Origin of the sequence: Acinetobacter stercoris, from assembly GCF_900323515.1 — a bacterium.
Classification (GTDB): Bacteria; Pseudomonadota; Gammaproteobacteria; order Pseudomonadales; family Moraxellaceae; genus Acinetobacter; species Acinetobacter stercoris.
Genome location: NZ_OOGT01000085.1, coordinates 1 through 15,257 on the forward strand (window position 1 = coordinate 1; position 15,257 = coordinate 15,257).

Sequence of the window (15,257 nt, forward strand, 5' to 3'; positions counted from 1 at the left end):
ACCTTATTTTCTTAACATTAATGAAAAATTGATCAGTTAAAAAAATAATATTTTTTAGAGCATACTCTTACTAAAATCTAAAGGGTCAATATTTTTAGATAATGGTTGATATGCTTGAGTGAATGTTGGAGACATTCGCTTAGGACGACCTGTTGCAATCTCTACACAAGCCCACTTGGTATTGGCAACAAATAATATTGACTGATCCTGAGGACGGTAAAAAACATATTCGCGGAATGAATATAATGCATTAATATCACTTAACCATGTCCGTAAAATGACGTCATCTCCTAACAAGGCTGCTTTTCGATATTGCACATGATGTTCAACAGCAACCATGGCATGCTTAAGCTCAAGGTACTGTTCCAGTCCTAAACCAAGATATTCAACTTGTGCCGATGCAACATCCTGCATCCATTGCACATAGATGACATTATTGACATGACCAAGTGCATCAATATGTTCAGGCTGTACCTTCAATTTAAGCTCAAATATATCACTCACAGAATTATCCTTTTAAATACTATCTTTATTATAGGTGAAGCTGTACCTTCTTTTCTAATTCCATTCAAGACTAATCCCGATTTGATTGATTATAAAATCTTGAAAAAACCACAAAATAATTAAATCTGTATACAATCAAAAAAACCACTCTTTGCGAGTGGTTTTTCAGAACTTCAGTTTACTGAATACGAAGCCCAATCATACCATGTTGTCCCTGACGGATAATTGCCAGTCTGGCAACTGTTCCCTTTTTCAAACCTGATACTGCTTCAGTAAAGTCATTACTATTATTAATTTTCTTATTATTCACCTGCAGAATGACATCTCCAGGCATAACACGTGACTGTGCTGCTAAACCACCATATGTCACATCTTCGACATAAATACCACCTTGAATACCCAAACGACTAAGCTCACTTTGAGCCAGATTACGAATCGCCATACCTAGAACAGGACCCTGTTTTTTCTTGGCAGCAGCAGATGCCGGAGCTGGAGTATCATCTGGAGAAGTTGTGAGGGTTGCAGAAATATTTCTTGGTTTATTATCACGCAATACTTCAAGCTGAATCGTTTGATTTGGCAAGGTACGATTCAAATAATTGAGTAAATCACCAGTACGGGAAATAGGTGAACCATTATATTTTAAAATAACATCCCCTGCTTTGAACCCAGCTTTCGCTGCTGGCGAATTTGGTGCAACCTGAGTAATAAGAGAACCCTCAGGTTTTGGGAGATTATAAGCATCTGCCAAATTACGGTCGATATCCTGAAGCATCACACCAAGATATGAGCGAGTAACCTTACCATTCTTTTTAATTTGCTCAGCAACGTCCATCGCAACGTCAATTGGAATGGAGAATGATAAGCCCATATATCCTCCCGTACCACTAAAGATACGCGAGTTTACGCCAACGACCTCACCACGCTGATTAAACAGTGGTCCCCCTGAGTTTCCAGGATTTAACGCAACATCTGTCTGAATAAATGGTACAGAGTTTTCACCTAACATATTACGTGATTTTGCACTTACAATTCCCGCCGAAGCAGAATAGTCAAAGCCAAATGGTGAACCGATAGCCAATACTGGCTCACCAACTTTAAGCTGATCAACATTGCCTGTTCTAAGGGATGGAAAACTAGAACCGGTTACTTTTAGCACGGCAACATCTGTCCGTTTATCACTACCGACCAGTTGAGCATCAAACTCTCGACGGTCATTTAATGTAATCGTAATTTTAGAAGCATCTTCAACCACATGGTGGTTAGTAAGTAAGTATCCATCTTTACTGATAAAAAAAGCACTTCCATAAGCAGTTTTTTCTTGCGGTGCTTGCTGCTGGGGAATAATGATTTGATTACCAAAGAATCGTTTCAATATCTCAGGAACTTGCTGTTGTAAAAGCTCTTCCTGTGACATCTTTTTAACGACACTCACACTAACGACTGCTGGACTTACCTGTTCTACCAAATTAGAAAAATCAACAGGTGCTGATGCTTGTGAATGTGTTGCAGCTACAGTAAAGACAGCAGCATACATTCCCTTTTGTAAAACGCGACTATTCATGAACCACAAACCCACATGTAATTGATTTAAATCTTAGAAATTGTTTGTAACACAAACTGCTTTATAATTTCGTAATAATATGTTGATTATAATTTACAAAACAATACCTTACTCCTCAATAGCTGATTGATCATTCTATTCAGTCGTAATGAGAGAATTTTGACTATTTTCCAAACCATATCTCATGTCAATTAAACTTTAAAATAGCAGATAAATCACTTATTGAAAATTCGACTAAAAACTCAGACGTTTTGCTATTGCCTTTTGTTATAAAAAAGCGTCTGATTATCAGACGTTTTTAAATTAGCTGATGCCCATGTCTAATTTTACCCTTACACATCGTTTTGATGTGATTATCGTGGGGAGTGGCGGTGCAGGTCTAAGTTTAGCCTTATCGCTACCAGATCATTTCAATATTGCCGTTTTAGCAAAATCCAATCTGACCGATGCAAGTACATTCTATGCACAGGGGGGTGTTGCTGCTGTTCTTGATGAAAGCGATTCTATTGAACAACATATACATGACACTATGATTGCAGGTGCTCATTTATGTGAACGAGATGCTGTTAAGCATACTGTAGAAGGAGGTAAACCTTCCGTAGATTTTCTGCTGAAACATGGCGTGCAATTTACCCTGGATGAAAAACAGCAACTACATCTTACTCGTGAAGGTGGTCATTCCAAACGCCGTATCATCCATTCAGCTGATGCAACAGGAAAAGCCATTTCAACAACATTGGTCGAACAGGCAAAGCAAAAAGAAAATATTCATATTTTTGAAAATTTTATTGCCATTGATATTATTACTACGCATAAGCTAGGCCATTTAGAACAAGAAAATCGTGCTGTAGGCTTGTATGCTTTAGATGAAAAGACTGAAAATGTGCATACTTTCCTTGCCCCTTTTACTGCACTTGCTTGTGGTGGAGCAATGAAAGCTTATCTATATACTTCAAACCCGGATATTGCGACTGGTGATGGAATTGCAATGGCATACCGTGCTGGATGCCGTGTTGCAAATATGGAATTTAACCAATTCCATCCAACTTGTTTATATCATCCACAGGCTCGCTCATTTTTGATTACAGAAGCCATGCGTGGAGAAGGTGCATATTTACGCCTTCCTGATGGTGAGCGTTTTATGTTACGGTTTGATGAGCGTGCAGAATTAGCCCCACGTGACATCGTTGCACGCGCAATTGATTATGAAATCAAACGTCTGGGCATCCGCCATGTTTGGTTAGATATAACTCATAAACCGGCTGAGTTTGTAAAAGAACACTTTCCTACACTCTATGCGCGCTTGATGGAACTCGGAATTGATATCACCAAAGAAATGATCCCTGTTGTTCCTGCTGCACACTATACATGTGGTGGTGTGGTCGTGGATGAAAATAGCCAAACCGACATTACAGGTCTTTATGCCATAGGTGAAACCTCTTATACAGGATTGCATGGTGCCAACCGTATGGCGAGTAATTCTCTACTCGAATGCTTTGTCTATGGTATGAGCGCTGCAAAGGATATTGAAAATAAATTCGAGGCTGAATTTACCCTACCCGATGTTCCTGTCTGGGATGCTACACAGGTTGACAATCCAGACGAAGATGTCGTAATTCTGCAAAACTGGGATGAGCTTCGCCAGACCATGTGGAATTATGTCGGGATCGTACGCACGACAAAACGTCTGGAGCGTGCTTTACACCGTATAGAAATGTTAAAGCGTGAAATTACTGAATATTATCAGGACTATCACGTGAGCAAAAACCTGATCGAGTTACGTAATCTGGTACTTGTGTCTGAAATGATTGTACGCTGTGCTATGCAGCGTAAAGAGTCTCGTGGTTTACACTATACCCTAGACTATCCAGAGCTTGCTTCAGAATTACGCAAAACAGTTCTGACACCTCCTAATTTTGAAGTTGAACAACCTCTGGTTAATGCATAAGATGATCAAAAAAAGCCAGAAATTTATTTTCTGGCTTTTTTGTTAATTTGTCTTAAGTTTAGAAAGTGATGATACTTGGGATACTAGTTTAAGCGTATAAAGTCAATTTTTAGTAGATGTTGATTGAAATATCTAGTTATCTTTTAAATAGTAAAGTCTTTAGCTTCATTATTTTCTTCAATAGGTTGTTGATGTTTCTCTAAATATTTTTTTGGAGACATATGCATAATTTGCTTAAACATCACAATAAAGGAGGTATCACTGTCATATCCTAAATCAATTGAAATTTGATGTACGGTTTTACCTTCATTCAGCCATTGTAGGGCTAACAAAATGTGTAATCGTCTTCGCCACTGATTAATACTCATATTCATTTTACGAGAAAAAGCACGTGTTAAACTACGTTCACTCATACAGCACATTTCTGCCCAATTTTTAAGTGAAAGATTTTGTTCAGGATATTTAATTAAATGAGTGGTAACAGTTTTAAGTGGATACTCTTGAGTCATAGGTAAATGAAAAACTTGCTGAGGAGCTTTACGGATCTCATCAATCAAGCATTGCATTAAACGTTCATCTTCTTGCGAAGTATATGCATGATCAATCAATCCTGTTCTTTTTACTAAAGCATTCAAAAAATCTGTTGTATGGTACATACTGCACTGTCGATCTATTCCATAATCAAATTTTGGATGAATAAACACGACATATCCTGAAGAATATCCAAAACAAGAAGCTTGATGTTCAACTCCAGCTGGGATCCAGAGTGCATTATTTGGTGGTACGATCCAGATACCAGATTGTGTTTCAACCGTAATTAATCCACTAAAAGTGATTAAAAGCTGGCTTTTAGCATGATGATGTAAAGCAAGTTCCCAATCTGGAACTTGCTCTTGTATCTTGATCACAATCACTGATCTATCCAGTATATCTACCAAAAAAGACGCTTCATTTTTAATCATAAGTTATAATCAATGTAGCTTGAGTACTGAATTGATTATTTGATCTGCTTGTTTCTCATTTTCAACAATAAACATAGGATAACCAGAAAATTTAATAAAATTATTTGCAAACTTCTGTTCAGCTAGTCGTATTTGCTCATTTGGTTCAATATGTACCAGAGCTTTTACATATTGGGTTAAAATTTCACGTTTTTGTTTTACCCACGCTGCAACAATTTTCCGCTCTTCATGATTTGGCTCAGCTTCTGGAAATTGCCCCTGACTTACGAAAACGAAGTTTTGTTCTTTATCTAACAATGATTCATAAATCTCTAGATTATCCTTAACAGGAATGGAATCTTGAGGTTGGTAACTTACACGAATAACAGGAAATTGATCGGTCTCTTTAATAAACATGGTAAACACCTTTAAATAAGAATACTTATCATTATTTATCAATTTCATTCTGACCACATTATGTCATTCGGCCAATATATCGTGTATTCCAGCCAAATTTAGATCAACAACTTAAGTTAGCGCTTCGGTGGTATCGAGTATGTCCCTACAACATGTGCAATTGGTTGATTACTTCCTTCGGAGTAGAGCCAAACATCGCCAACAACCAGAACCTTTCCGACTTTCATTAGCTTACATACACCACGTATATCTTTATTAGCCTCTGGTTTCTGTAAAAAATTGATGGTTAGATTAGTAGTTACGGCCAAGCCAACAATACCGATTTCACCTAATATCGCTATGTATAAAGCATAATCAGCAACTGTCATCATGGTTGGACCTGAAACAGTGCCTCCTGGTCTAAGATCTGATTGATCAATGTGATAAAGCACAATAGCACTTTTATCCGAAACTTCTTCGATTTCACACTTTTTTAAACTTTGCGGAAATTCTTGTTTTAAAAATTCGATTATTTCTGACTTATTACTTTTCATTTTCCTAAATCATCACATCCATGATGATTTAAGAATAACGAAACATCCTGCACAAACCTAGTCTTTATTTTAGACACCCCAGTGCATCTTCAAATACTTTTTCAGGTGTTTGTGTTGCATCTAAACGTCTCATACGATCTGGCTCAATTCGATAAATTTCAGCAAAACCTGAGCGAACTTTTTCAAAAAAACTGACTTTTTCCTGTTCAAAGCGGTCCAGTGCTCCACGTTCACGTGCCCGATTCATGCCGAGTTCTATTGGAGCATCCAGCCAGAAAGTCACATCAGGCATTTTTTCAACAAAATGCTCATTTAACAATTTAAGCTTTTGCTTGCTTAAACCCCGACCAGCACATTGATAGGCATAACTTGAGTCAACAAAACGATCACATAACACAATTTTTCCAGCATTCAAGGCAGGCATGATCACCTGCTGCAAATGCTGGGCACGTGCCGCATACATCAATAACAACTCTGTATCACTATTCATTTTTTCATCATGATTTACTGACAATAATAGTGAACGGATTTGTTCTGCCAATGGAGTTCCACCAGGCTCTCGGGTCAAAACGACTTCTTTACCTTGCTCTATATAATAGTCATGTAGTTTGCGGATCAACGTGGTTTTACCCACCCCTTCAGTACCTTCAAAACTGATAAACATATGTTAAAACTCTTAATTTTTTGATCGCATTACAGAAATATATTCCTGAACTGCACGATTATGATCTTGTAAATTTGAAGTAAATTTATGACCACCATTACCAGTTGCTACAAAATAAACATTATCAGAGTTATCTGGATGCATAGCAGCTTCAATTGCTTTTTTGCCTGGCAAAGCAATCGGTGTAGGAGGTAGTCCATTTATTGTATAAGTGTTATAAGCGGTTGGAGTACGTAGATCATTCTTAGTAATCTTGCCTTGATATTTATCCCCCATACCATAGATGACTGTAGGATCTGTCTGCAAGCGCATACCCAGTTTAAGACGACGTACAAATACTCCAGAAACCTGATTAAGCTCATTTTCCAGACTAGTTTCCTTTTCGATAATAGAAGCCATAATTAATGCTTCATATTTATCTCTATAAGGTAAATCAGCTGCACGTTTTGCCCATGCCTCATCCAGAATTTTCATTTGGCGCTTATATAAATCCAGCAAGATTTTTTTGTCAGATTCACCTTTACCATAAAAATAAGTATTTGGTGCAAACAGCCCTTCAGGATGACTATAAGGGATTTCCAGTTCTTTCATCATTTGTGCTGTAGGCAAATTCACTACAGATTTTGTCACTAAAGGATCTTTTTTCAAACGTTCCTGTAGTGTTTTAAAAGTTGTTCCATCGATGACTTGCACGCGTATCATTTCAGCATTATCAACATTGGAAATCATTTCCAAAACTTGACGCATGTTCATACCCTGACGGACTTCATACACACCTGCTTTCAAAGTGTCATGAATGAAAACTTTACGATAGATTTTTAAAATGACAGGAAAATCTACTTTATTGTCTTTGGCAAGCTGTTCAATAAAACCTGTATACGTTTCTCCTGTATTAATAGCAAGCATCTGTTTCTTGCCATCTACAGGATAGTTTTTAAATAAACTCATTTTTAAAATAATGGTACAAATGACCAAAACAACAATGCTTCCGATCAAAATGCCTCTGTTAGAGCGCTTTGGAGCACTTTTTTTTGTAGATTTATTTGCAGGCTTTTTAGCTTTAGGTTTCGCTGTTGGCATAGTGACTTAACTGATCTAATTGCAAGGTTCTGAATAACGCTGTGCAAGGTTGAATATCTAGCAAATGATGACCAATTTTTTGCACCGCTTTCATCGGACTGAGTGCATTACAGAAAAATAAGCTTTCTATACACTTGAGTTCATCAGTCTTGATCAAACGTTGCTGGCAATCAATATTTGCTTGTTGCATACGAGATAGAATTTCAGCTCGCATAACCCCATGCACACCATTATAACGAAGATCGGGAGTAATCCACTGCTTATTTATTTTAATAAAACAATTACTGCTCACACCTTCAACAATTGCACCTTGCACATCACTGACCAAAGCCTCTTGCCATCCGTGCGTTAAAGCTTCATTCTTGAGCAAGACCTGTTCTAGACGATTTAAACTTTTGAGTCCTACCAGACTCGGCATTGATAATCCAATTGCTTGAGATAACAGACCACTTTCTATGATTTCTATCTGATGTTCAGCTTCTGACTTAGGATAAAACAATACATAGACATCAGCTGGATGATCTGGAATCGCATATCCTCGATCTCCCTCACCTCGACTGATGATGATTTTCAATGTTCCATTTAAACGCTGAAATTCTGAACGTAATTGTTCAATACTCTTAAAAATCAATGCAAAATCAAAATTCAAAAATAAACGCTCTGCACCACTTTTCAGCCGCAGCCAATGCCGCTCCTCAAGTTCCAATATATCTCGATGAAACCGTGCAGTAGTAAATATGCCATCTCCATAATGAAAAGCTCGATCCAATATAGGAACATTATGTAATGGTTCCGCATTTTTAAAACTTCTCATTTTTTAGATTTACCTTTCACTTTCAAAAAGTTTTGCCAAATATTAAAGCAACCTATTTCTCATTTATTCATATAGAATTCGTTTTTTATTATTTTTTATGGATAGTAAGCAGCGCTATTCTACAGCCATGTAAACGAACTTAAAAAATTTTGAGGAATAGAATGAACCTTAAGCATTTAAAAATCGGGGTATTAGCAGCGCTAGTATCAGTATCTTCCGTAACTTTCGCTGCTAGAGACTTTTTAAACGTTTCTTATGATCCAACACGTGAATTATACGATGATTTTAACAAACAGTTTGGTGCGTATTGGAAAAAAAGTACAGGACAAGATATTAACTTTAAACAATCACACGGTGGTTCAGGCAAACAGGCCCGTGCGGTCATTGATGGTTTAAAAGCTGATGTAGTGACTCTGGCATTGGCTGCCGATATTGATGCTATTGCAGAAAAAACTGATTTACTCCCTAAAAACTGGCAATCGAAATTCCCTCAAAACTCAACACCATATACATCGACCATTGTTTTTCTTGTACGTAAAGGTAATCCAAAACAAATCAGAGACTGGAATGATTTAGTAAAATCTGGTGTAGAAATTATTACACCGAACCCAAAAACTTCTGGTGGTGCACGCTGGAATTATCTCGGTGCCTGGGCATGGGCAAAACATAAATATGGTTCTGATGCAAAAGCTCAAGACTTTGTACGTCAAATATATAAGCAAACAAAAGTGCTTGACTCTGGTGCACGTGGTGCAACCACCACATTTGCTGAACGTGGTATTGGTGACGTACTACTTGCTTGGGAAAATGAAGCATATTTAGCCGTACGTGAACAACCGGGTAAATTCGAAATTATTACACCATCACTTTCCATTTTAGCGGAGCCACCAGTGGCTATCGTTGAAAAGAATGTAAAAAAAGACGGTAATGAAAACCTGGCAAAAGCATACTTGAACTATTTATATTCACCTGCTGGTCAAACAATCGCTGCTAAAAACTTCTATCGTCCACGCAATCAGGCTGTATTAAAGAAATATAGTTCTACTTTTAAACCTTTGAAACTGGTGACGATTGATAAAGAGTTTGGTGGCTGGTCTAAAGTGCAAAAACAACATTTTGATAATGGTGGCATTTTTGATCAAATCGTGAAAGCAAACAGTGCAAAATAATTAATTGAGGGAGCATCGACATGATTCATACTGTAATTGTTCCAGGTGTTGGCGGTAGTGAACACGAACACTGGCAATCTTGGTTGCAAAGACAGCTTATGTCATGCTCTCGCGTTGAACAAAATGACTGGAATTTACCTATTCTACAAAACTGGATCAGTGCTTTTTTGGAAACAGTTCAGTCAACATCTACCCCTGTCCAAATCGTAGCTCACAGCTTTGGCTGTCTAACCAGCATTGCAGCACTCAATCAATATCCAGAGCTCACTCATCGGATAAAAAAAATGGTGCTAGTTGCTCCAGCCAACCCTGAGCGCTTTGGTGAGTCTGGCTTTGCAAGAGACAGTGCTAAAAATTACAAGGATTACTTTCATTCACTCAAACTAAATGTCCCAACAGAGATGTTAATCAGTGAAAATGATCCTTGGCTAAGCTTTAACGATGCAAAAGAACTTGCATATGCATGGAAAACTCAACCTATCAATTTAGGTCAGGTTGGACATGTCAACGTTGCATCTGGATTTGGTCCTTTCCCAGAGATTTTTAATCATATTATTGATGAATCTACTGAAAATACAGCGTCTCATATCAATAGAATTGATGATGGAAAGTTGTTTTTCAAATTTGCAATTTGAGTCGCAGAATTTATTCTTGGCTTCACTTTTGAAAAAATGTTTTTAAATTTATTCGCTTACCCTATTTGAGTAAGCTTTCTCATTTTGAGGATATTACTATGTCGCAGCGATCCCGAGTGCTGCCTGGATTTGGTCTTTCATTAGGCTTTACCCTAGCGTATTTGTCTTTAATTGTCCTGATTCCTCTTTCAGCCGTTTTTATTAAATCCTTAGGAATCGGCTGGGATGGATTATGGGAAATTCTAAGCTCAGAACGTATTTTAAAATCTTTGCAACTGAGTTTTACGACAGCACTTCTTGCTGCATTTATCAATGTCATATTTGGTCTACTTCTCGCTTGGTGCTTAGTCCGGTACTCATTTCCAGGTAAAAAGATTGTAGATGCTTTAGTTGATTTACCTTTTGCCTTGCCGACTGCGGTTGCAGGTATAGCATTGACTTCTTTGTATGCATCTACGGGCTGGATTGGACAATATTTAGAACCTCTCGGTATCAAAGTTGCCTATACTCCGATCGGGATTACTTTGGCACTGATTTTCATTGGCATTCCTTTTGTTGTACGTACAGTTCAACCAGTACTTGCCGATGTCGAAACAGAACTCGAAGAAGCAGCTTCAGCACTTGGTGCAAACCGCTTGCAGATCGTTAGCAAAATTATTTTACCAATTTTATTCCCTGCTCTACTCACTGGTTTTGCTTTAGCATTTGCTCGTGGTGTAGGTGAATATGGTTCTGTAATTTTTATTGCAGGAAATCAACCCTTTAAAACTGAAATTTCACCTTTGATGATTATTTCCCGTTTAGAAGAATATGATTATGCAGGTGCAACAACCATTGCTGTGGTTATGTTAGTTATTTCCTTTGCCATCTTATTTTTAATTAACCTGATTCAAGCTTGGGCAACTCGCCGTACAGGGAGAACAGCACGATGAGTTTAATCACCAACAGTAATGAACTTGCAGACAAGCTCCAATCACGTGATGCAACACGTGAACCTGCTTGGGTGAAGTATCTATTATTAACCATCGCCCTGATCTTCTTTTTAAGTTGTCTGATTCTGCCACTCATTCTGGTTTTTGTTGAGGCATTTAAGGAAGGGATACAGGTTTATCTTAGTGCATTAACTACTCCTGATACCTTATCAGCAGTCAAACTTACACTATTAACAGCAGCGATTGCAGTGCCTTTGAACGTTGTTTTCGGTATAGCCGCAGCATGGTGTGTAGCTAAATATCAATTTCGTGGTAAATCCATTTTAACCACAGTTATTGATATGCCTTTTTCCGTCTCACCTGTTATTGCTGGTTTAATGCTAGTGCTGATTTTTGGCACACAAGGCTGGTTAGGTGAATGGCTAAGTGAGCATGACATCAAGATTCTTTATGCAACACCAGCTATCGTTCTGGCGACAGTTTTCATTACTGTACCATTTGTTGCACGTGAGCTCATTCCACTCATGGAAGCACAAGGTACAGAAGAAGAAGAGGCAGCTATTGTTTTAGGTGCTTCTGGCTGGCAAACCTTCTGGAAAGTTACACTTCCAAATATTAAATGGGGTTTGCTATATGGTGTCATTCTATGTAATGCCCGCGCAATGGGTGAGTTTGGTGCGGTATCAGTTGTTTCAGGACATATCCGAGGTGAAACCAATACCCTGCCATTACATGTAGAGATTTTATATAACGAATATACCTTTAGTGCCGCTTTTGCTGTTTCATCACTTTTGGCCTTACTTGCGATTGTGACCTTGATTTTAAAAACATGGGTTGAATCACGCCAAGAAAAGCAAGCTAAACCAGACACTAACGCATCAACAGTTTCTTAAGGAATGACCTCATGAGTATTCAAGTTAAAAATATTGAAAAACACTTTGGTGCATTCCATGCACTCAACGACATTACACTAGATTTTCCTGATGGACAGCTTGTTGCCTTACTTGGACCATCTGGTTGTGGTAAAACAACATTGCTTCGTATCATTGCTGGTCTAGAATCTGCTGATGCCGGTAAAGTCATTCTTGAGGGCAACGATGCAACCAATGTTCATGTTCGTGAACGTCAGGTTGGTTTTGTATTCCAGCATTATGCACTGTTTCGCCATATGACAGTCTATGACAATGTCGCATTTGGTTTGCGTGTCCGTCCACGTGCAACTCGCCCTAGTGAATCTGAAATTAAAAAACGTGTTACGCGCCTGCTTGATCTTGTTCAACTTGGCTTTCTGGCTGATCGCTACCCTGCCCAGCTTTCTGGTGGACAACGTCAACGTATTGCCTTGGCTCGTGCACTCGCTGTTGAACCACGTGTTCTTCTTTTAGATGAACCATTCGGCGCTCTAGATGCAAAAGTACGTAAAGAGCTTCGTCGCTGGTTACGCACCTTGCATGACGAATTGCATATTACTTCTATTTTTGTAACACATGATCAGGAAGAAGCTTTAGAAGTTGCTGACCAAATTGTGGTCATGAATAAAGGTAATATCGAACAAATTGGTTCTCCTCGTGAAGTTTACGAAAAACCTGCAACGCCATTTGTTTTTGATTTCCTCGGTCAAGCCAATCGTTTTGAAGGAGAAAGTCAACAAGGCATTATCCAGATCGGAGAGGATCGTATTCGGTTACCAGCAAACCAGACTACGTTACAAGGTAAAGTCATTGCATTTGCTCGCCCAAATGAGCTACAAATTCATGCGGAACCTACGGAGAATGCAATTCAGGCAACTTTCTTAAGAGAAGTATGGATTGCAGGAAAAGTCGTTGCAGAATTACAAGATCGGGAAGGACAATTGATCGAAATTACATTAAATCCTGAACAAGTGAAATTACACCAATTTAGACCTAATCAGATTGTATGGATTAGTGCATCAACTTTACATTTATTTGCGAATCAAGTCGCGTAAAAGGACATTGGGATGTGTGTAATACACATCCATATTTGAGGTATCTATAATCATGAACTTTCAGCAATTAAGAATCATTCGTGAAACCGTTCGACAAAACTATAACCTGACTGAAGCTTCAGCTGCACTTTATACCTCTCAATCTGGTGTAAGTAAGCATATTAAAGATCTTGAAGATGAGTTGGGTGTTCAACTGTTCGTTCGTAAAGGTAAACGATTACTCGGTTTAACAGAACCTGGCGAGGCTTTATTAAGTATCGTTGAGCGAATGCTGATTGATGCTGACAATATCAAGCGTCTGGCAGATGACTTTAACAAGGTTGACGAAGGCACTTTAACAATTGCAACAACACATACCCAGGCCCGTTATGTGCTACCACCGATTGTAAATGCCTTTAAAAAACTGTTTCCTAAAGTTCATTTGGTTTTACAACAGGCAAGCCCTGTTGAAATTGCTGAAATGCTCCTTTTAGGTGTGGCGGATATTGGTATTGCAACAGAATCTTTAACGACAGAAGATAACCTTGCGAGCGTATCATTTTATAACTGGCAACATAGTATCATTACACCACAAGATCATCCCTTAACCAGGCTTTCACCTAAAGAAATCACTTTAGAGAGATTGGCAGAGTATCCGATTATCACCTACCATGGTGGTTTTACTGGACGTTCAAAAATCGATAAAGCATTTGAGAATGCTGGTATTGATGCTGATATCGTAATGTCCGCTCTTGATGCTGATGTTATTAAAACCTATGTTGAACTAGGCATGGGAGTAGGTATTGTGCATGATGTTGCTTACGATCCAGAACGTGACCATCGTTTGAAACAGATCCGTACTGATATTTTTGGTGTCAATACAACATGGATTGCTGTACGTAAAGGTCATTTGTTACGAGGTTATGGCTATGAGTTCATTTCACAATGTGCACCTAAAGCTGACATCAAAGCATTAAAAAAAGCGGCGTATCCTGAAGACTAAATCTAAACTCTTTAAAAAACATCATACAGCTTCAACAGTTGCATGATGTTTTTTATATTAATTTAAAAAAGTTCTGATGATTTTTATTCGTATAATCAACCTGTAAGCAATTAACTTTTATATTTTTTATTCCGTGCAACATCTATATATGACTTTAATCCATGTTTAAATATAAAAAAACGAGCCGAAGCTCGTTTTTCTATTTAGGAATGAATGCTTAGAAGTTATAGCTAACACCTAACTTCGCAGAAGGCATCCATTCATACTGATTTTTGTTTTCAATCTTGTAAGCTGAATTTTTAAGAGCCTGATCTGTAGGTCTAGTTGTACCATCTACAGGAATTAAATTATCAGTAGCAGACAACTCTACAACTGGATTATCTGTGTAATATGCACCGATTTCACCAAACACTCCCCAATTTTTGTTGATTTTAGGTGAAAAACCTAAACCGACATAAGGAGCAAAAGTATTCGCATATTTCAATTTACCACGTACACTTGCATTACTACCATCTGCAGAGGCATAGAAACCATTGTCAATTTTAATACGTGTGCTACCTGATACGTTTTGCTTTAGATCATAATCATTGTCTAAATAAGCTACGCCTACAGGGATATAAACTGCCTGAGCCCAACGGTTTTGACTATTACCCCATGGACGAATCTCAGCATTTAAATAGGTTGTGCTGTTATCCATTTTGATGTCATATTTTGTGCCATCAACTTTAAGGCTATCTCTCCAAGAAACTTCACCACCGTTATAACCGAGTGCAAGTCCTACAAGCGGAGATGGTTGCCATAAAATCGCACCACCATAACCAGTCATACCACCTTCCACACGAACACCTGAAGGGATAAGTTGATTTTTGTCAAAAGCCCATTTTTCTTGAACTACTGAAGAATCTGCCATTGCTGTGCCTGCAATTGCAGATAATGCAGAAGAAACGACCAATAGTTTTAACACTTTCATTTATATCTCCTCAATAATTGAGTTTGTTCTTTAATCATTCGTTGTGTTTAGCTGTGAGTAAATATTAAGCGATATTAAATATTACTAAATTAAAAAAATGATTGTTTTTTGTTATTTTTTGATACAAATACATATTAC

At 38.0% G+C, this 15,257-nt stretch carries 16 protein-coding genes; 7 read left to right on the plus strand and 9 right to left on the minus strand.

What is annotated here, in order from left to right; genetic code table 11:
• Window positions 1–54: 54 nt before the first annotated feature.
• On the minus strand, window positions 55–504 hold the full coding sequence (locus KPC_RS10260; protein ID WP_121974283.1) for an acyl-CoA thioesterase: 450 nt from the start codon (window positions 502–504) through the stop codon (window positions 55–57).
• A gap of 178 nt (window positions 505–682) precedes the next feature.
• Complete coding sequence (locus KPC_RS10265) at window positions 683–2,068, minus strand: Do family serine endopeptidase (protein WP_121974284.1); 1,386 nt, start codon at window positions 2,066–2,068, stop codon at window positions 683–685.
• A gap of 310 nt (window positions 2,069–2,378) precedes the next feature.
• On the opposite strand from KPC_RS10265, the gene nadB reads away from it, so the two are divergent.
• Window positions 2,379–4,016 (plus strand): L-aspartate oxidase, encoded by a 1,638-nt coding sequence (nadB, locus tag KPC_RS10270; protein ID WP_121974285.1) that lies wholly within the window; start codon window positions 2,379–2,381, stop codon window positions 4,014–4,016.
• A 143-nt stretch (window positions 4,017–4,159) separates the two neighbouring features.
• Here the strand turns inward: nadB and KPC_RS10275 are convergent, their stop codons facing one another.
• The 6 genes from KPC_RS10275 to pabC form a co-directional block, all read right to left on the minus strand.
• A complete protein-coding gene (locus KPC_RS10275) occupies window positions 4,160–4,978 on the minus strand; it encodes an AraC family transcriptional regulator (protein WP_121974286.1) in 819 nt (272 codons plus the stop codon).
• Between the two features lie 9 nt (window positions 4,979–4,987).
• Complete coding sequence (locus KPC_RS10280; RefSeq protein ID WP_121974287.1) at window positions 4,988–5,374, minus strand: hypothetical protein; 387 nt, start codon at window positions 5,372–5,374, stop codon at window positions 4,988–4,990.
• Window positions 5,375–5,490: 116 nt separating this feature from the next.
• Window positions 5,491–5,907 (minus strand): PaaI family thioesterase, encoded by a 417-nt coding sequence (locus KPC_RS10285; RefSeq protein WP_121974288.1) that lies wholly within the window; start codon window positions 5,905–5,907, stop codon window positions 5,491–5,493.
• Window positions 5,908–5,971: 64 nt separating this feature from the next.
• On the minus strand, window positions 5,972–6,571 hold the full coding sequence (tmk, locus tag KPC_RS10290) for a dTMP kinase (RefSeq protein WP_121974289.1): 600 nt from the start codon (window positions 6,569–6,571) through the stop codon (window positions 5,972–5,974).
• Between the two features lie 12 nt (window positions 6,572–6,583).
• Window positions 6,584–7,651: an endolytic transglycosylase MltG gene (mltG, locus tag KPC_RS10295; RefSeq protein ID WP_121974290.1), complete on the minus strand. Its 1,068-nt coding sequence runs from the start codon at window positions 7,649–7,651 to the stop codon at window positions 6,584–6,586.
• Entirely contained in the window at window positions 7,632–8,465 is an 834-nt protein-coding gene (gene pabC, locus KPC_RS10300; protein ID WP_121974291.1) for an aminodeoxychorismate lyase, read from the minus strand. The genes mltG and pabC overlap by 20 nt, the downstream gene beginning before the upstream one ends.
• A 161-nt stretch (window positions 8,466–8,626) precedes the next feature.
• On the opposite strand from pabC, the gene KPC_RS10305 reads away from it, so the two are divergent.
• The 6 genes from KPC_RS10305 (at window position 8,627) to KPC_RS10330 (ending at window position 14,149) form a co-directional block, all read left to right on the plus strand.
• Complete coding sequence (locus KPC_RS10305) at window positions 8,627–9,634, plus strand: sulfate ABC transporter substrate-binding protein (RefSeq protein ID WP_121974292.1); 1,008 nt, start codon at window positions 8,627–8,629, stop codon at window positions 9,632–9,634.
• 20 nt (window positions 9,635–9,654) lie between these two features.
• Window positions 9,655–10,269, plus strand: coding sequence for an alpha/beta hydrolase (locus KPC_RS10310; RefSeq protein WP_121974293.1), 615 nt, complete (start codon window positions 9,655–9,657; stop codon window positions 10,267–10,269).
• Window positions 10,270–10,367: 98 nt separating this feature from the next.
• Window positions 10,368–11,201, plus strand: coding sequence for a sulfate ABC transporter permease subunit CysT (gene cysT, locus KPC_RS10315; protein WP_121974294.1), 834 nt, complete (start codon window positions 10,368–10,370; stop codon window positions 11,199–11,201).
• Complete coding sequence (cysW, locus tag KPC_RS10320; protein WP_121974295.1) at window positions 11,198–12,094, plus strand: sulfate ABC transporter permease subunit CysW; 897 nt, start codon at window positions 11,198–11,200, stop codon at window positions 12,092–12,094. Before cysT ends, cysW begins: the two co-directional genes overlap by 4 nt.
• 11 nt (window positions 12,095–12,105) lie before the next feature.
• Complete coding sequence (locus tag KPC_RS10325; RefSeq protein ID WP_121974296.1) at window positions 12,106–13,167, plus strand: sulfate/molybdate ABC transporter ATP-binding protein; 1,062 nt, start codon at window positions 12,106–12,108, stop codon at window positions 13,165–13,167.
• A 52-nt stretch (window positions 13,168–13,219) separates the two neighbouring features.
• Window positions 13,220–14,149, plus strand: a complete 930-nt coding sequence (locus KPC_RS10330; RefSeq protein WP_121974297.1) for a CysB family HTH-type transcriptional regulator — start codon at window positions 13,220–13,222, stop codon at window positions 14,147–14,149.
• A gap of 217 nt (window positions 14,150–14,366) precedes the next feature.
• Here KPC_RS10330 and carO read toward each other — a convergent pair whose 3' ends face one another.
• Complete coding sequence (carO, locus tag KPC_RS10335; RefSeq protein ID WP_121974298.1) at window positions 14,367–15,119, minus strand: ornithine uptake porin CarO; 753 nt, start codon at window positions 15,117–15,119, stop codon at window positions 14,367–14,369.
• Window positions 15,120–15,257: the final 138 nt, after the last annotated feature.